Origin of the sequence: Leisingera daeponensis DSM 23529, assembly GCF_000473145.1 — a bacterium.
Taxonomy (GTDB): domain Bacteria; phylum Pseudomonadota; class Alphaproteobacteria; order Rhodobacterales; family Rhodobacteraceae; genus Leisingera; species Leisingera daeponensis.
This window is the reverse complement of sequence record NZ_KI421500.1, coordinates 465,773-482,102: the sequence shown is the minus strand read 5'-3', so window position 1 is coordinate 482,102 and position 16,330 is coordinate 465,773. Positions and strand designations below refer to the sequence as shown.

The 16,330-nt window shown below is 65.0% G+C and carries 13 protein-coding genes; 7 read left to right on the top strand and 6 right to left on the bottom strand.

The genetic code is table 11. The annotated features are described in order from the left end of the window. Positions 1–24: 24 nt before the first annotated feature. From glmU to DAEP_RS0102695, 3 genes are read left to right on the top strand one after another with little or no spacing between them, the layout of a single operon-like run. Positions 25–1,380, top strand: a complete 1,356-nt coding sequence (glmU, locus tag DAEP_RS0102705) for a bifunctional UDP-N-acetylglucosamine diphosphorylase/glucosamine-1-phosphate N-acetyltransferase GlmU (RefSeq protein ID WP_027243597.1) — start codon at positions 25–27, stop codon at positions 1,378–1,380. Continuing rightward, positions 1,380–3,200 carry a glutamine--fructose-6-phosphate transaminase (isomerizing) gene (gene glmS, locus DAEP_RS0102700; RefSeq protein ID WP_027243596.1) on the top strand — a complete coding sequence of 607 codons (1,821 nt, stop codon included), beginning with the start codon at positions 1,380–1,382 and terminating at the stop codon, positions 3,198–3,200. Before glmU ends, glmS begins: the two co-directional genes overlap by 1 nt. Before the next feature lie 5 nt (positions 3,201–3,205). After that, the gene (locus DAEP_RS0102695; RefSeq protein WP_027243595.1) at positions 3,206–3,889 is read left to right on the top strand and encodes a DNA alkylation repair protein; all 684 of its coding nucleotides are present in this window, start codon (positions 3,206–3,208) and stop codon (positions 3,887–3,889) included. 53 nt (positions 3,890–3,942) lie between these two features. Here DAEP_RS0102695 and DAEP_RS0102690 read toward each other — a convergent pair whose 3' ends face one another. Beyond that, positions 3,943–4,392, bottom strand: a complete 450-nt coding sequence (locus DAEP_RS0102690; protein WP_027243594.1) for a hypothetical protein — start codon at positions 4,390–4,392, stop codon at positions 3,943–3,945. Between the two features lie 90 nt (positions 4,393–4,482). Here DAEP_RS0102690 and moaA point away from each other — a divergent pair, with 90 nt between their 5' ends. Genes moaA through DAEP_RS0102675 form a run of 3 tightly spaced genes read left to right on the top strand, consistent with a single transcriptional unit; the run spans position 4,483 to position 7,862 of the window. After that, positions 4,483–5,493 (top strand): GTP 3',8-cyclase MoaA, encoded by a 1,011-nt coding sequence (moaA, locus tag DAEP_RS0102685; protein WP_008556982.1) that lies wholly within the window; start codon positions 4,483–4,485, stop codon positions 5,491–5,493. A gap of 1 nt (position 5,494) precedes the next feature. Then, a complete protein-coding gene (locus DAEP_RS0102680; RefSeq protein ID WP_027243593.1) occupies positions 5,495–6,811 on the top strand; it encodes a 3-deoxy-D-manno-octulosonic acid transferase in 1,317 nt (438 codons plus the stop codon). Then, complete coding sequence (locus DAEP_RS0102675) at positions 6,804–7,862, top strand: glycosyltransferase family 4 protein (protein WP_027243592.1); 1,059 nt, start codon at positions 6,804–6,806, stop codon at positions 7,860–7,862. The genes DAEP_RS0102680 and DAEP_RS0102675 overlap by 8 nt, the downstream gene beginning before the upstream one ends. 112 nt (positions 7,863–7,974) lie before the next feature. On the opposite strand, the gene DAEP_RS0102670 is transcribed toward DAEP_RS0102675, so the two are convergent. The 5 genes from DAEP_RS0102670 to DAEP_RS0102650 form a co-directional block, all read right to left on the bottom strand. Beyond that, complete coding sequence (locus DAEP_RS0102670; RefSeq protein ID WP_027243591.1) at positions 7,975–9,138, bottom strand: M20 aminoacylase family protein; 1,164 nt, start codon at positions 9,136–9,138, stop codon at positions 7,975–7,977. Between the two features lie 33 nt (positions 9,139–9,171). Further along, positions 9,172–10,338 (bottom strand): M20 aminoacylase family protein, encoded by a 1,167-nt coding sequence (locus DAEP_RS0102665; RefSeq protein WP_027243590.1) that lies wholly within the window; start codon positions 10,336–10,338, stop codon positions 9,172–9,174. A 199-nt stretch (positions 10,339–10,537) separates the two neighbouring features. Beyond that, on the bottom strand, positions 10,538–11,704 hold the full coding sequence (argE, locus tag DAEP_RS0102660) for an acetylornithine deacetylase (protein ID WP_027243589.1): 1,167 nt from the start codon (positions 11,702–11,704) through the stop codon (positions 10,538–10,540). Next, complete coding sequence (locus tag DAEP_RS0102655; protein ID WP_036760409.1) at positions 11,701–12,411, bottom strand: SDR family NAD(P)-dependent oxidoreductase; 711 nt, start codon at positions 12,409–12,411, stop codon at positions 11,701–11,703. Before DAEP_RS0102655 ends, argE begins: the two co-directional genes overlap by 4 nt. Beyond that, on the bottom strand, positions 12,411–14,231 hold the full coding sequence (locus DAEP_RS0102650; RefSeq protein WP_027243587.1) for an ABC transporter ATP-binding protein: 1,821 nt from the start codon (positions 14,229–14,231) through the stop codon (positions 12,411–12,413). Before DAEP_RS0102650 ends, DAEP_RS0102655 begins: the two co-directional genes overlap by 1 nt. A gap of 341 nt (positions 14,232–14,572) precedes the next feature. On the opposite strand from DAEP_RS0102650, the gene DAEP_RS0102645 reads away from it, so the two are divergent. Continuing rightward, complete coding sequence (locus DAEP_RS0102645; RefSeq protein ID WP_008556100.1) at positions 14,573–16,276, top strand: peptide ABC transporter substrate-binding protein; 1,704 nt, start codon at positions 14,573–14,575, stop codon at positions 16,274–16,276. Positions 16,277–16,330 lie beyond the last annotated feature (54 nt).

The window sequence follows — 16,330 nt, the reverse complement described above, 5'->3', positions numbered from 1 at the left end:
AAAAAGACAAAGAGAAAAGCGATTATGAGCATTGCCCTTGTCATCCTGGCGGCCGGAAAAGGCACCCGGATGAACTCCGACCTCCCCAAAGTCCTGCACCCGATCGCCCAGGCGCCGATGCTGGAGCACGCGATGGCCGCAGGCCGGGCGCTGGCCCCGGAGCGCACCATCATCGTGGCAGGCCACGGGGCAGAGGCAGTGCGCGCCGCAGTGTCAGAGATCGACGAAGAGGCCGAGGTCGTCCTGCAGGAAGAGCAGCTGGGCACCGCGCACGCGGTCGATCAGGCCCGCGCCGCGCTGGACGGGTTCGAGGGCGATGTAGTGGTGCTCTATGGCGACACGCCTTTTGTCAGCGCCGAAACCCTGGAACGCATGGTAGAGGCCCGCCAGCGCGCCGATCTGGTGATCCTTGGGTTCGAGGCCGCCGACCCGGGCCGTTATGGCCGTCTGGTGATGGATGGCGACAGCCTGGAGCGGATCGTCGAGTTCAAGGACGCTAGCGAGGCGGAGCGCGCCATTTCCTTCTGCAACTCGGGCCTGATGGCGGGCAAGGCCAGCGCGATCTTCGATCTGATCGCCAAGGTCGGCAATCAAAACGCCTCCGGCGAATATTACCTGACCGATCTGGTGGAGCTGGCCCGGCGCGAGGGCTTGAAGGTGACCGCCGTATCCTGCGACGAGGCGGAGACGCTGGGTGTCAACTCCCGCGCCGAACTGGCACAGGCCGATGCGCTGTTCCAAGCCCGCGCCCGGGCAGAGCTGCTGGAGCTGGGCGTCACCCTGATGGCGCCTGAAACGGTTTACCTCGCTTTTGACACCTTCATCGGCCGCGACACGGTGATCGAGCCCAACGTGGTCTTCGGCCCCGGCGTTACCGTGGAAAGCGGCGCGCTGATCCGGGCGTTCTCGCACCTGGAGGGCTGCCACGTCAGCCGCGGCGCCAAGGTCGGGCCTTACGCCCGCCTGCGCCCCGGGGCGGAGCTGGCGGAGAACACACACATCGGCAATTTCGTCGAAATCAAGAACGCCGAGATTGCCGAAGGCGCCAAGGTGAACCACCTTAGCTATATCGGCGATGCCTTCGTCGGCGAAGCGGCCAATATTGGCGCAGGGACAATCACCTGCAACTATGACGGGGTGATGAAGCACCGCACCGAGATCGGCGCCCGTGCCTTTATCGGGTCGAACACCATGCTGGTGGCCCCGGTCCGGGTCGGCAACGAGGCGATGACGGCGACCGGTGCGGTGGTGACCAGGAATGTCGAAGACGGCGACCTGGCCATTGGCCGCGCCGAACAAACCAACAAACCGGGCCGCGCGCGCAAGCTCATGGAGATGCTGCGCGCCAAGAAGGCCCGCCTGCAAAAGGGAGCCAAGTGATGTGCGGAATTGTCGGCGTTCTCGGTAATCACGAAGCCGCCCCGATACTGGTCGAGGCGCTGAAGCGGCTGGAATACCGCGGCTATGACAGCGCGGGCATCGCCACCGTGAACAACGGCACGCTGCGCCGCCGCCGCGCGGTCGGCAAGCTGGTGAACCTCAGCGACCTCCTGGTGCATGAGCCGCTGGCCGGCAAGTCCGGCATCGGCCACACCCGCTGGGCCACCCACGGCGCGCCGTCGGTCAGCAACGCCCATCCCCACCGCGCCGGCGCGGTGGCCGTGGTCCACAACGGCATCATCGAAAACTACAAGGAACTGCGCGCAGAGCTTTTGAACTGCGGCATGGAGTTCCGCACCGAGACCGACACCGAAACCGTCGCGCTGATGACGGAACGGTATTTGAAAGAAGGGCACACCCCCGTTGATGCGGCCTTCAAGACGCTGAACCAGCTGGAGGGCGCCTTTGCGCTGGCGTTCCTGTTTGACGGCGAGGAGGATCTGATCATCGCCGCCCGCAAGGGCTCGCCGCTGGCGATCGGCCACGGCGATGGCGAGATGTTTGTGGGATCTGACGCCATCGCGCTGGCGCCGCTCACCGACCGGATCACCTATCTGGAGGAAGGCGACCGCGCTGTTGTCACCCGCGCAGGCGCGGAAATCCGCAACGCGCAGGGCGACCTTGTGAACCGCGAGACCAAGACCATCCAAATCGACGCCACCCAGGTCGACAAGGCCGGCCACAAGCATTTCATGGCCAAGGAAATCGCAGAGCAGCCGCAGGTGATTGCCGAGGCGATCCGCCATTACCTGCCGGTCGAGGAAGACACCGTGCGGCTGCCCGGCGAGGTCGATTTCTCCAAGGTCGACCGGCTGACCATGGTGGCCTGCGGCACCGCCTATTACGCCTGCGTCACCGCCAAATACTGGTTCGAACAAATCGCCAGGCTGCCGGTTGAGGTCGATATCGCCTCGGAGTTCCGCTACCGCGAACCGCCGGTCCCGGCCAGGACACTGGCGCTTTTTGTTTCGCAATCGGGCGAAACCGCCGACACTCTGGCCGCCCTGCGCTACTGCAAGGAAAAGGCGGACAAGATCCTGTCTGTGGTCAACGTCCCCGAAAGCTCCATCGCGCGGGAGAGCGATCTGGCGCTGCCGATCTTTGCCGGGCCGGAAATCGGAGTTGCCTCCACCAAGGCCTTCACCTGCCAGCTGACCGTGCTGTTGGCGCTAGCGCTGAAAGCGGCCTGCGACCGCGGGCACCTTACGCCCGAGGACATGGCCGGCTACGCCACCGCGATCCGCGGGCTGCCGAATGTGCTGTCCGCCGCGCTGGAGCAGAACGAGGCGATCCGCCAGGCCGCGCAGAAGGTCAGCGAGGCCCGCGACGTGCTGTTCCTGGGCCGCGGCCTGATGTACCCGCTGGCGCTGGAAGGCGCGCTGAAGCTGAAGGAAATCAGCTATATCCACGCCGAAGCCTATGCCAGCGGCGAACTGAAGCACGGCCCCATCGCATTGATCGACAAGAACATGCCGGTGGTGGTGCTGACGCCGCGGGACTCGCTGTTCGACAAGTCCGTCTCCAACATGCAGGAAGTCCTGGCCCGCAAGGGCAAGGTTCTGATGATCTCCGACCAGGACGGGATTGACGAGGCCGGCGACGACGTCTGGTGCGCAATCCGGATGCCGAAGGTCAAGGAGGCGCTGTCGCCGATCCTGTATGCCATTCCCGCACAGCTCTTGGCCTATCACACCGCGGTTGCCAAGGGCACCGACGTGGACCAGCCCCGCAACCTGGCGAAATCGGTGACGGTGGAGTGAGCGGCGTGACACTGCAGGAGGCGCTGGCACAGCTCAAGGCCCAGGCCGAACCCGGCCGGGCAGAGCAGATGGCCGCCTACCACAAGCAGAGCCGCGAAGTGCTGGGCGTTCCCAACCCGGCCACCAATGAGCTGACCAAATCCTGGCGGCAGGCCCTGACCACGGAGCAGCGCGTCTCGCTGGCGGATGCGCTGTGGGGCACAGGCATCTTCGAAGCCCGGATCGCCGCTGGTAAGCTGCTGACCCAAGCCCGGATCAAGGACGACGAGGCCGTCTGGGATCTGATGCAATCCTGGGTGCCGGACTTCGACAGCTGGGCGATTGCCGACCACGCCTGCTCCGCCATCGCCAAGCGCCTGCAGGCACAGCCTGCGCGGCTGGATACGGTAGAGCGCTGGACGCAATCGGATCACATGTGGACCCGCCGCGCCGCGCTGGTGGCCACCCTGCCCTGGGCCAAGATGAACAACCTGAAACCGGCGGATCAGCAAGCCCGCGAGCGCATCCTGGGCTGGGCGGCGGCATATGTGCCGGACCGGGACTGGTTCATTCAAAAGGCCATCGGCTGGTGGCTGCGCGACCTCAGCAAGCATGACGCCGCCCGCACCCGCGCCTTTCTGGAGGCGCACGGCGCGCAGATGAAGGGCTTTGCGCGCAAGGAAGCGGCGAAGTACCTGAAACACGCCTAGGCCTGCCAGGCACCCGCCGGGCAGCGCCCGCCGCCCCCTCAACGGAACAAGTCTCAGCCTGCGGGCAAGACCTGCACCTCGGCCAGCTCGGTCAGCGGCAGGCCCAGCGCCCGCATGGCGCTGATCGACAGCCGGCTGCTGCCCGTGTCCGCACCCGGCACGGGCTTCAGGGTGACCACCGCCTCTGTGTTGCGGCTGGTCCGGATCAGCGCCTGCTGCTCCGCCGCCACCAGCGGGGTCTCCATCCACATCCCCGGGATCGAGGGATCGCCCAGCGACGCCACCGTGGTGGCGGAGCCGCGGAACGACGGCGCGGAGGAACCCGCAGGCGCTGCGGGGTCCGCCTCTGCCGTATCAACGCCGGGCGCAGGCTCCAGCACAGGGTCCTGCGGCTCAGCCGCCGCCGGCCGGTCCTGACCATTCAGAACGGAAGAATTCAGCTGGATGCCTTCACAAGCCGCCAGCAGGGAAATCGAAGTAAGGGAAAGGATTATCATACGCATGGGCAAACCCTAGCTTTGCGCGAAACTCTTTGCCAGACACAAAAGCTGTCCCCCCTTGCCGCGGGCGGTGCCCCGCTTTACCTAGGAAGCATGACGGCACCGCTTATCGACCCCTTCGCCCGCGCAATCACCTACCTGCGCGTCTCGGTCACCGACCGCTGCGATTTCCGCTGCGTCTATTGCATGTCGGAAAACATGACCTTTTTGCCGAAGAAGGACCTTCTGACGCTGGAGGAACTGGACCGGCTGTGCTCCACCTTCATCCGGCTGGGTGTCGAGAAGCTCAGGATCACCGGCGGCGAGCCGCTGGTGCGCCGCGGCATCATGACCTTTTTCCAGGCGATGAGCCGTCATCTGGAAACCGGCGCGCTGAAAGAGCTGACGCTGACCACCAACGGCTCGCAGCTGGTGAAATACGCCGACGACCTTTACGCCGCAGGGGTCCGCCGGGTGAATATTTCACTCGACACTCTGGACGAACAGAAATTCGCGGATGTCACCCGCTGGGGCCGCCTGCCGCAGGTGCTGAAGGGGATTGACGCGGCGCAGAAGGCGGGCCTCAGGGTCAAGATCAATGCCGTGGCGCTCAAGGGCTTTAACGAGCAGGAACTCCCCGCCATCACCCGCTGGTGCGCCGAACGGGGCATGGACCTCACCTGGATCGAGGTGATGCCGATGGGCGAAGACATCGGCAACATGGAGCGTATCGGCCAGTACTGGTCGCTGAAGGACGTGCGCGCGGAGTACGAAAACCACTACACCGTCACCGATCTGGCAGAGCGCACCGGCGGCCCGGCCCGTTACGTGCGGCTGGAGGAAACCGGCCAGAAGATCGGCTTTATCACTCCGCTCTCCCATAACTTCTGCGAAAGCTGCAACCGGGTGCGCGTCACCTGCACCGGCGAAATCTACACCTGCCTCGGGCAGGAAGGCAAAGCCGACCTGCGCGCGCCCCTGCGCGCCAACGAGGAAGGCGCCGGCGTGCTGGAGGCCGCCATCCGCGCCGCGATCGGCGACAAGCCCCGCGGCCATGACTTCGACTATTCGCGGCAGAACGTCGGCGGCAAGATGTCCCGCCATATGAGCCACACCGGCGGCTGACATGCCTGGGACCGCTCCAGCGCAACGGACGCTGCTCTACTCCCTTTACTGCGGCGTCAGCGCGCTGATCGCGCCCTTTGCCTGGCGCAAGGTCGCGGGCAAGCTGCGCGATTACGGCCTGCCGGAGGAACGGGTGCGCGAACGCCTCGGCCACGCCTCCCTGCCCCGGCCCGCCGGGCGGCTGATCTGGTTTCACGCCGCCTCTGTCGGCGAAAGCCTGTCGGTGCTGACCCTGATTGCCCGCATGGGCGAGCAGGCACCGGATGCGGAATTCCTGATAACCTCCGGCACGCCCACCTCGGCTGAGCTGATTGCCAAACGGATGCCGCCGCGCTGCCGCCACCAGTTCCCGCCCCTGGACACTGCTGCCGCCGTGGATCGTTTCCTGACCCACTGGCGCCCGGACCTGGGCGTGTTTGTCGAAAGCGAACTATGGCCGCAGATGCTGGTGCGAGCCCGCAAAACAGGCTGCCCGCTGGTGCTGCTGAACGCGCGGCTGTCGGCCAAATCGGTCGCGGCCTGGACAAAACGCCCGGACACGGCGCGGTTCATCCTGGATCAGTTCGCCCTGCTGGTCACCCAGAACCGGAAGACAGCCGCCAACCTCAAGGCGATGGGCGCCGCCCCGGACCGCATCCGCCCCGGCAGCAACCTCAAGGCCGTCTCAGCGCCGCTGCCGGTCGATCAACCCGCCCTTGCCAAGGTGCGCGGCAGCATTGGCGAGCGCCCGGTCTGGGTCGCTTCCTCCACCCACGACGGTGAGGAGGAAACTGTGCTGGAGGCTCACAAGGCGCTGCTGAACCAGCACCCGGACCTCTGCCTGCTGCTCGCCCCCCGCCACCCGGAGCGGGGCGGCGCGGTTGAAACGCTGGTCAAGGGCTCCGGCCTCAGCTGTGCGCGGCGCAGCAAGGGCGTATTGCCCGGCACCCGAACCCAGGTCTATCTGGCCGATACGCTGGGCGAGGTTGGCACCTGGTACGCGCTCTGCCCGCTGGTGTTCCTGGGCGGCTCCTTGCGCGACATCGGCGGCCATAACCCGTTTGAGCCGATGCAGGCGGGGGCCGCTGTGATCACCGGCACCGGGCACTACAATTTCGCCGAAACCTATGCTGAACTGACCGACCTTGGTGCCGCGGCGGAGGTGCGCACGGCTGCGGAGCTGGCAAACCAGGTTGCCCAATGGCTCGAAGAACCTGAGGTATTCCAGACCGCCCGCGATGCGGCGGCGCAGTTCATCTCCCGGCAGTCGGATCAACTGGACACGACGGTGGACGCGCTGCTGGCGCTTCTGCCCCATGAAGGAGGCCGCGATGGCTGAAGTGGACGCCAAAACGGTTGAAGTCATCGCGCCGAACTTCAAACGCCGCCTGTCCGGCGTCACCTCCACCATCGTGCGGCTGGTGCCGCTGCAGCGGCGCCACATCGCCATCGCCACCGCAGGCAGCGGCCTGCCCGCGGATATGCCGCATCTGTCGGCGGCGCAGCTTGTGTTCATGAGCCGCAACGGCCCCGCAGGCGCCCGCGTCTGGCACGCCCGGCGCAATGTGGAGATGCTGGGCGGGCTGGCGCTGAAGTACCTTCTGGGCAAGCGGCTGAAGCTGTTGTTTACCTCCGCCTCGCAGCGCCGCCACTCGGATTACACCAAGTGGCTGATGTCCAGGATGGACCGGGTGATCGCCACTTCGGCCAAGGGCGCGGCCTATCTGGAAAAGCCCGTGCAGGTAGTGCATCACGGGATCAGCACCGAAGAATTTTCCCCGCCCGCCGACAAACCGGCGCTGCGGCGCGATCTGGGCCTGCCGGAAGACGCCATCCTGATCGGATGCTACGGGCGGATCCGGGCGCAGAAAGGCACCGATGTCTTTGTCGGCGCCATGCTGGAGGTGCTGAAAGCCCATCCCAGGGCGGTCGGCCTGGTGATGGGCCGCGCGACGGAAAAACACGTCGCGTTCGAAAAAGAACTGCGCGCCAGGGTCGAGGCTGCCGGCCTCTCCGAGCGGCTGCTGTTCCCGCCCGAGGTGCCTGTCTGGGAAGTCTCCCGCTGGTATCAGGCGCTGGACCTCTACGTCGCGCCGCAGCGCTGGGAGGGGTTCGGCCTCACCCCGCTTGAAGCGATGTCCTGCGGCGTGCCGGCGGTGGCCACCCGCGTCGGCGCCTTTGAGGAGCTGATCGCGCCCGGCGAGACCGGCCTGCTGATCGATCCGGGCGAGACCAAACAGATGGTGAAGGCCATCAACGAGGTGCTGTCCGCCGAAGGCCGGCTGGCGCAGTGGTCAAAAGCAGCCCGCAAACACGCGGTGACCAACTTCGCGCTGGAGAAAGAGGCCGAAACGCTCGTGAGCATCTACCGCGAGATGCTGGAGCACTGACCTCCCGCGCCAAGGCGCGGCCTGTTGCCCCTTCTTCTGGCTGGAAATATCCACGGGGGTGAATTGAGCCGCAGGCTCAAGAGGGGGCAGACAGCCCCCTCCCCTGCACTTTTCAAGCCGCCGGCATCCGCTGCTCGACGATCTCCGCCCACCAGCTGCAGCCCGCCGGAATGGCCTCGTCGTTGAAGTTGTACTCCGGGTGATGCACCATCGCGGTGTCGCCGTTGCCCATCAGGATATAGGCGCCGGGCCGCTCCTCCAGCATGAAGGCGAAATCCTCGCCGCCCATCACCAGCGGCGCATCCTCGCAGGAGCCGGAGACGCTGGCCGCAACCCTGGCGGCAAATTCGGTCTGTTCCTCGTGGTTCACCATCACCGGATAGCCGCGGTGATAGGTGACATCGGCAGTGCCGCCGAAGGTCGAGGCGATGCCGGTGCAGACCTCTTTGATCCGCTTTTCAGCCAAGTCGCGCATCTCCTTGGACATGGTGCGCACTGTGCCCTTGATTTGCACCTTCTGCGGGATCACGTTGAACGCCTTGGAGGAGGTCTCGAAAGAGGTCACCGAGACCACGATCTGATGCACCGGATCGGCATTGCGCGAAGCGATGGTCTGCAGCGCCAAAACTGCCTGCGCGGCCAGAACAGTGGTGTCGATGGTCTCATGCGGCTTGGCGGCATGTCCGCCGCGGCCCTCAAACGTGATGTCGAACTGGTCGGTGGCGGCGAAGAAAGATCCGGGGCGGATGGCAAAAGTGCCCAGCGGCTGGCCCGGCCAGTTGTGCAGGCCGTAAACCTCCTGAATGCCCCAGCGGTCCATCAGCCCGTCGTCGCACATCACCTTGGCACCGCCGCCGCCTTCTTCGGCGGGCTGGAAGATCACCACCACGGTGCCGTCGAAGTTGCGCGTTTCCGACAGGTATTTGGCGGCGCCCAGCAGCATCGCGGTATGCCCGTCATGGCCGCAGGCATGCATCGCGCCGGGGGTCTTGGAGGCGTAGTCCAAGCCCGTTTGCTCATGGATCGGCAGCGCATCCATATCAGCGCGCAGGCCGATGACCTTGCCGGAGGTGTCCGCCTTGCCCTTGATCACGCCGACAACACCGGTGCGGCCGATGCCAGTCACCACCTCATCGCAGCCGAAGTCCTGCAGCTTCTCCGCCACCAGCGCGCTGGTGCGGTGGGTTTCGAACAGGATTTCCGGGTTTTCGTGAATGTCACGGCGCCAGGCGGTGATTTCATCCTGCAGTTCGGCAAAGCGGTTCTTGACCGGCATTTCTCACTCCTTTGGTTGTCTGTCCCCGCAGCCTCAGGCCGCGGGCATTCTTCGTTCCACCAGCTCGGCAAACCAGCTGCATCCCAGCGGGATCGCTTCGTCGTCAAAGACATAGGCCGGGTGATGGCACATCTGGGTGTCGCCGTTGCCGAGGAAGATATAGGCGCCGGGGCGCTGCTCCAGCATATAGGAGAAATCCTCGGACGGCATGATCGGCGGGGTCTCGGCATTGACCTTGGCGGCGACTGCCCGGGCCGCCTCCACTGCATGGGAAGTGCCATTTTCGTCATTGATTGTAACGGGGTAGCCCGGAACCCATTCGACCTCAGCCGTGGCACCAAAGGCCGCGGCGGTGCTCTCAGCCACCCGGCGCACCCAGCCCTCGGCCTGGGTGCGGTATTCGGGATCCAGCGTGCGGACGGTGCCTTGCAGCCTGGCGGTATGGGCAATGACGTTGGACGCCGTGCTGTCGGTTTCAAACGTGCCGACGGTCAGCACCACGCGTTTCACCGGGTCGACGTTGCGCGATACGATGGAATGCAGCGACACCACGATCTGCGAGGCCGCCAGCGTCGTATCTATCGCCTCATGCGGGGCTGCGGCGTGGCCGCCCTTGCCGGTCACGGTAATAACGAACTCATCCGAGGACGCCATCAGCGGACCGGGACGAATTGCAAATTCGCCCACCGGGAGGCCCGGCATGTTGTGCAGCCCATAGACCTCCTGGATGCCCCAGCGGTCCATCAGGCCGTCGTCGCACATTGCCTTGCCGCCGGCCCCGCCTTCTTCGGCCGGCTGGAAGATCAGCACCGCCTTCCCGTCGAAATTCCGTGTCTCCGCAAGGTATTTGGCTGCCCCCAGCAGCATCGAGGTATGGCCGTCGTGGCCGCAGGCGTGCATCACGCCCGGCGTCTTGGAGGCATAGTCCACGCCCGAGGCTTCGGGGATCGGCAGCGCGTCCATGTCGGCGCGCAGGCCGATGGCGCGGCCGGAGGTGTTGGTCTTGCCCTCGATCACCGCCACCACGCCGGTCTGGCCGACGCCGGTGGTGATATCGGTGATGCCGAATTCCCTGAGCCGCTCCACCACAAAGGCGGCGGTCTGGTGCACCTCGTACATCAGTTCGGGGTTCTCGTGCAGGTGATGGCGCCAGGCGGTGATCTCCTGGTGCATCTCGGCAAAGCGGTTCTTGGCCGGCATATTCCCCTCCCCTTAATGTTTCAGCTTCCGTTGCGGCAGACTGTCCGCGAAAAAACTTAGCTTCGCAAGTATCCGGGGGCCGCCGGGACGCGGCGGAATCCGCCGGAACGGGGGCCATGCGTGGACGCCCTGTGCACCTTCTGTGCACCCCCTGGCATCAATCTGCGCATCATGCGCGCGGTTTCAAGGTGCCGGCAGCCTAGGCCCGCAGCTTCTCCACCAGCCCGCGCATGAAGCTGTGGCCCGCATTGAACTGCGCCACGGTGATGTATTCGTTGGGCTGATGCGCCTGGGCGATATCGCCGGGGCCGCAGATGACGGCGGAGTAGCCGGCCTGCTGGAACTGCCCCGCCTCGGTGCCGTAGCTGACCACATGGGAGCCGTTGTCACCAGTCAGGCTGCGCACCAGCGCCTCCGCGGCGCCGTCCTGTTCCGGCACCAGGCCGGGGACGTCGAAATGCTTGGACACGTCGATACGGGCCTCCGTATGGACGGCCTGCATCTCGGCCTCAATCTCACGGACCTTGGCGAGATAGGCGGCCTCCCAACCGGCAGGGCTCTCCCCCGGCACCACCCGGAAATCCATCATGAAGCGGCAGTCCTTGGCGGTGATGTTGTGGGCGGTGCCGCCCTCGATCATGCCGACGTGGCAGGTGGTCCAGGGCGGGTTGAACATCGCCTGCACTTCGCCCGGCGCCTTGGCCATGTTCTCCGCGTTCTTCTGGTTGGCCCAATCGATCAGCCGCGCGCCTTGCATGATGGCGCTGACGCCGGTGTGCATGAGCGAGGAATGAACCTCGAACCCGACCACATGAGTGGCAAAGCCGGTGCCGCCCTTGTGGCCGGTCACCGCCTTCATCATCGAAGGCTCGCCCACGATCACGGCGGAGCCCTTGGGCAGCACAGGCTGCATCGCTTCGATCATCGGCGGCGCCCCGGTGCAGCCGATCTCCTCGTCAAAGCTCAGCGCCAGCTGCAGGGGGCGCTTGACGCCCTGCTCATGCGCCTCGACCAGCGCCCAGATGGCGAGGGCATCATAGCCCTTCATGTCGCAGGTGCCGCGGCCGAAGTATTTGCCGTCCCTCTCCACCACCGTGAAGGGATCGGAGTCCCAGGGCTGGCCGTCCACTGGCACCACATCGGTATGGCCCGACAGCACCACCGCGCCCTCTTCCCAAGGGCCGGCATGGGCAAAGACGGCGGCCTTGTGCGGCTGGTCCAGGTCCACCCAGCGATGGCTTTCAATGCCATGGGAGGAGAGATAGTCCTGCACCCAATCCACCAGCGGCAGGTTTGTATCCCGGCTCACCGTCGGGAAAGAGACCAGGCGCTCCATGATCTCCAGCGGCGTCAGTTTCTTAGTCATAGTCTGTAGCCCCCTGAGACGGTAAGCACCTCGCCAGTTATGAAGCTTGCTCCGTCCCCTGCCAGGAAGCTAACCGCCGCTGCTATATCAGACGGCGAGGGCAACCGGCCCAGCGCAGTCAACTTTTCGAATTCAGCCGCCAGCTCCGGCGGCCTTGGGTTCTGCGGGTCGTTGACCGCACCCGGAGCCACTGCATTCACCCGGATACCGCGCGGTCCCAGCTCTTTGGCCATGCCGCGGGTCCACAGTTCCAGCGCCGCTTTGCTGGCCCCGAACAACGCAGCTCCAGCTGGAGGCATTCTTGCGTTTACCGAAGAAATCGAGATGACAGCCGCACCAGGCCGGAGATGCGGAAGCGCAGCAGCCAGCACCCCCTGAGCGGCAAAGAGGTTTACATCGAACATTTCCCGCAGGGCAGAGCAGTCGAAGACTTCCGGACCGTCCGATGCGATAGCACCGGCATTATTAACGATCAGATCTATCCGGCCAAAGTGCTGCAGCGTGCGCTCCACCACCCTGGCCGCGGTTTCGGGGTCGCGGAAATCTGCGCGTAACGCGAGAACAGTGCTGTCCGCAGGACTGGTCTCCAAATGTGTTATCGCCACAGAGTAGTCCCCGGTCAGCTCCTGAGCGATGGCCTGCCCGATCCCGCGGGCAGCTCCGGTCACTAAGGCGACAGGCCGGTCCTGCGGTGCTACCGCTATCATCAGTAGCCGCTGTCGGTGGTCAGCACGAAATGGCCGGGTTCCAGCTCCAGATATTCCGATGGCTCCGCCTGATAGCCGACCTCATGGATCGGCGACGGGATCGGTTTGAAGTTCAGCTCTTTCTCCGACTTGCGCTGGCGCGGGTCGGCGATCGGGACCGCCTTCATCAGCGCCTGGGTATAGGCGTGCAGCGGGTTCTCAAACACGCGGTCGCGGGGGCCGATTTCGACGATGCGGCCCAGGTACATAACACCCACATGATGGCTGACGCGCTCCACCACCGCCATGTCGTGGCTGATGAACAGGAAGGAGAGGCCCAGTTCCGCCTGCAGCTCCATCATCAGGTTCAGGACCTGCGCCTGCACCGACACGTCGAGTGCCGAGACGGCCTCGTCCGCGACGATCAGCTTGGGGTTCAGGGCCAGCGCGCGGGCAATGGCGATGCGCTGGCGCTGGCCGCCCGACATTTCGTGCGGGTAGCGGCGCATGAAGCTGCGCGGCAGGTGGACGCGGTCGAACAGGCTGGCGACGCGGTCGTGCAGTTCCGACCCCTTGGCCAGGCCGTAGTTGCGCAGCGGTTCCGCCACCTGGTCGATCAGCTGCATTTGCGGGTTCAGGGAGGCAAAGGGATCCTGGAAGATCATCTGCATGTCCTGGCGCGCCTTGTGCATCTGGGAGGCGCTGAATTTCAGAACGTCGCGGCCTTCGAAATCCACCTTGCCCGACAGCGGCTCCACCAGCCGCAGGATCGAGCGGCCCGCGGTGGATTTACCGCAGCCGGATTCGCCGACCAGCGACAGGGTCTGCCCCTTGAAGACCTTGAAGGAGACATCCTCGACAGCGTGGACGTTGGAGATGGTGCGGCGCAGCAGGCCGCCCTTGACCGGGAAGCGGGTGGTCAGGTTCTGCACGTCCAGAAGCACCTCGTCGGTGCCCTTGATCGGCTCGATCTTCTGGTCCTCGACCCCCATCAGCTTCATCGGCTCGGGGTAGTGCTTGCCGCGCATCTCGCCCAGCTTCGGCACCGCTGCCAGCAATGCCTTGGTGTAGTCGTGCTTGGGGTTCTCGAAGATCTCCTCGACGGTGCCTTCCTCGACCTTGTTGCCGCGGTACATGACGACCACGCGGTCGGCCATCTGGGCGACGACCGCCATGTCGTGAGTGATGAACATCACCGCGGTGCCGGTCTCGCGCTTCAGCCGGTCCATCAGGGCGAGGATTTCGGCCTGGATGGTCACGTCGAGCGCGGTGGTCGGCTCGTCCGCGATCAAGAGACGCGGCTCGCAGGCCATCGCCATGGCGATCACCACCCGCTGGCGCATGCCGCCGGACAGTTCGTGCGGGTACTGCCGCAGGCGCCGTTCCGGCTCGGGGATGCGGACCTGGCGCAGCAGCTCCAGCGCGCGTTCCTCGGCCTGGGCCTTGGTCATGTTCTTGTGGATGCGCAGGCCTTCGGTCAGCTGGCGGCCGACGGTGAACACCGGATTGAGCGCGGTCATCGGCTCCTGGAAGATCATGCCGATCTCATTGCCGCGGATCTGCTTCATCATGTCCTGCTCGGAGGCGGCCAGGTCGGTCTCGCCGCCCTCCCGCCGGTTGAACAGCAGCTCGCCGCCCGCAATCTCGCCGCCGCCGAATTCCACCAGGCGCATCAGCGACAGCGAGGAAACCGATTTGCCGGAGCCGGATTCCCCAACGATGCAGACGGTTTCGCCCGGGCTCACGTCAAAGGAGACGTTCTCCACCCCGACCACCGGGCCATCCTTGGTCTGAAACTCAACACGCAGGTTTCGAATGGACGCAATGGCGTTGTCCAGCATGACGGCTTCCCTATCTTTCATTCCCCGGGCCAGCCGCGGATGGCGGCCCCAGCATCCGGAGTAAACTCTACTTTGCACAAAAATGCTCATGCAAATAATGCATAGGGATTTTAAAATTGGAATTTGCAATTTCCCGGGAAGTGGTTTTCGATACCCCCGTGGTTGCCTGCAGAGCGTCATGCGCCGGTCTGTCCGGCAACATGTTAAGAGTGCTTAATGCCTGCAATTCCGGCCTGCGCGCAGGTGCGATTGCGACCCTTCCGCAGCCATGCGGCAAATCTCCGGGCCCCTGCGGCCCGGCCAACAAAAAGACACAAAACGTGTCCGACAAGGAGAGTGTGATGAAACTCAAATCCCTATTGATGGGGGCCGTTGCCACGGCGGCCCTGGCGCCAGCAGCCTTTGCTGAGCGCGGGTCCGATGGCCAGGTCAACATCATCTACTGGCAGGCGCCGTCGATCCTGAATCCGTTCCTGTCCGGCGGCACCAAGGACATCCAGGCCGCCTCGCTGGTGATCGAGCCGCTGGCCCGCTATGACCCCGAGGGCAACATGGTGCCCTATCTGGCAACCGAGATCCCGACCGTTGAAAACGGCGGCGTCAGCGAAGACCTGACCTCGATCACCTGGAAGATCGCGCCCGGCATCAAATGGTCCGATGGCAGCGACTTCACCGCTCATGACGTGAAATTCACCGCCGATTACTGCATGCATCCCGAAGGCGGCTGCGCGCAGCTGACCAAGTTCGAGGGCGTAAGCTCGGTCGAACTGGTGGACGACATGACCGTCAAGGTCAACTTCGACAAGCCGACCCCCTTCCCCTATGGCCCGTTCTCCGGCGGTGAAAGCCCGATCCTGCAGAAGGCGCAGTTCGAGAACTGCATGGGCGCCCGCGCGCCGGAATGCACCGACGCCAACTTTGCCCCGATCGGCACCGGCCCGTTTGTGGTGGATGAGTTCAAGCCGAACGACGTGATCACCATGTCGGCCAACCCCAACTACCGCGATCCGGCCAAGCCCGCGTTTGCGAAAGTGCTGTTCAAGGGCGGCGGCGATGCCACCGCGGCCGGCCGCGCGGTGATGGAAACCGGCGAGTTCGACTATGCCTGGAACCTGCAGCTGGCGCCGGAAGTGATCGCCCAGATGGAAGCAGGCGGCAAAGGCAAGCCGGTTGCGGGCTTCGGCTCGCTGGTAGAACGCATCATGCTGAACCAGACCGACCCTTCGCCGGACCTGCCGGAGGGCGAACGCTCCACCGCCAAGCATCCGCATCCGTTCCTGAAGGACCCGGCCGTCTACAAGGCGATGTCGATGGCCATCGACCGCCCGCTGCTGGTGGAAGTCGGCTATGGCAAGGCCGGCAAGGTCGGCTGCAACTGGGTGCCCGCGCCTGCGGCTTTCGCATCCGACACCTTTGACTGCTCCACCCAGGACATCGAAGGCGCCAAGGCGATGCTGGAGGAAGCCGGCTATAAGGACACCAATGGCGACGGCGTGCGGGAGACCCCGGACGGCAAGCCGATGAAGATCCTGTACCAGACCTCGACCAACGCCGTGCGCCAGGACTTCCAGGCGCTGATCAAGGAGTGGTGGAGCCAGATCGGCATCGAATCCGAGCTGCGCAACATCAACGCCTCGGTGTTCTTCGGCGGCGACCCGGGCTCGCCCGACACCTTCCAGAAGTTCTATGCGGACGTCGAAATGTACGCCAACAACTTCGACGGCACCGACCCGCAGGCCTATCTGGCCAACGGGCTGTGCGATAAGGCGCCGAAGCCGGAATCCCAGTGGCAGGGTGAGAACATCTCGCGCTTCTGCAACGAGGAGTTCGACCAGCTGCACGCCGAGCTGACCAAGACTGCCGGCCTTGAGGCCCGCGCCGAAATCGGCCGCCGCCTGAACGACATCATGGTCGAAAACGGCGGCATGATCCCGCTGGTGCACCGCGGCCGCCTGTCGGCGCACTCCAACACGCTGGGCGGCGTTCACCTGAACGTCTGGGACAGCGAGCTGTGGAACGCAGCTGACTGGTACCGCATCAAGTAAGCAGCGCTTGCCTCACCTGGGGCCCTGACGTTACATCGGGGCCCCTTGCCATTC

What these genes read in the sequence shown, in the direction of transcription:
- argE (WP_027243589.1), bottom strand. Translation starts at nt 11,704, where the DNA reads ATGACTAAGAAACTGACGCCGCTGGAGATCATGGAGCGCCTGGTCTCT.
- DAEP_RS0102655 (WP_036760409.1), bottom strand. Translation starts at nt 12,411, where the DNA reads ATGATAGCGGTAGCACCGCAGGACCGGCCTGTCGCCTTAGTGACCGGA.
- DAEP_RS0102645 (WP_008556100.1), top strand. Translation starts at nt 14,573, where the DNA reads ATGAAACTCAAATCCCTATTGATGGGGGCCGTTGCCACGGCGGCCCTG.
- DAEP_RS0102650 (WP_027243587.1), bottom strand. Translation starts at nt 14,231, where the DNA reads ATGCTGGACAACGCCATTGCGTCCATTCGAAACCTGCGTGTTGAGTTT.
- glmS (WP_027243596.1), top strand. Translation starts at nt 1,380, where the DNA reads ATGTGCGGAATTGTCGGCGTTCTCGGTAATCACGAAGCCGCCCCGATA.
- DAEP_RS0102690 (WP_027243594.1), bottom strand. Translation starts at nt 4,392, where the DNA reads ATGCGTATGATAATCCTTTCCCTTACTTCGATTTCCCTGCTGGCGGCT.
- moaA (WP_008556982.1), top strand. Translation starts at nt 4,483, where the DNA reads ATGACGGCACCGCTTATCGACCCCTTCGCCCGCGCAATCACCTACCTG.
- DAEP_RS0102680 (WP_027243593.1), top strand. Translation starts at nt 5,495, where the DNA reads ATGCCTGGGACCGCTCCAGCGCAACGGACGCTGCTCTACTCCCTTTAC.
- glmU (WP_027243597.1), top strand. Translation starts at nt 25, where the DNA reads ATGAGCATTGCCCTTGTCATCCTGGCGGCCGGAAAAGGCACCCGGATG.
- DAEP_RS0102675 (WP_027243592.1), top strand. Translation starts at nt 6,804, where the DNA reads ATGGCTGAAGTGGACGCCAAAACGGTTGAAGTCATCGCGCCGAACTTC.
- DAEP_RS0102670 (WP_027243591.1), bottom strand. Translation starts at nt 9,138, where the DNA reads ATGCCGGTCAAGAACCGCTTTGCCGAACTGCAGGATGAAATCACCGCC.
- DAEP_RS0102665 (WP_027243590.1), bottom strand. Translation starts at nt 10,338, where the DNA reads ATGCCGGCCAAGAACCGCTTTGCCGAGATGCACCAGGAGATCACCGCC.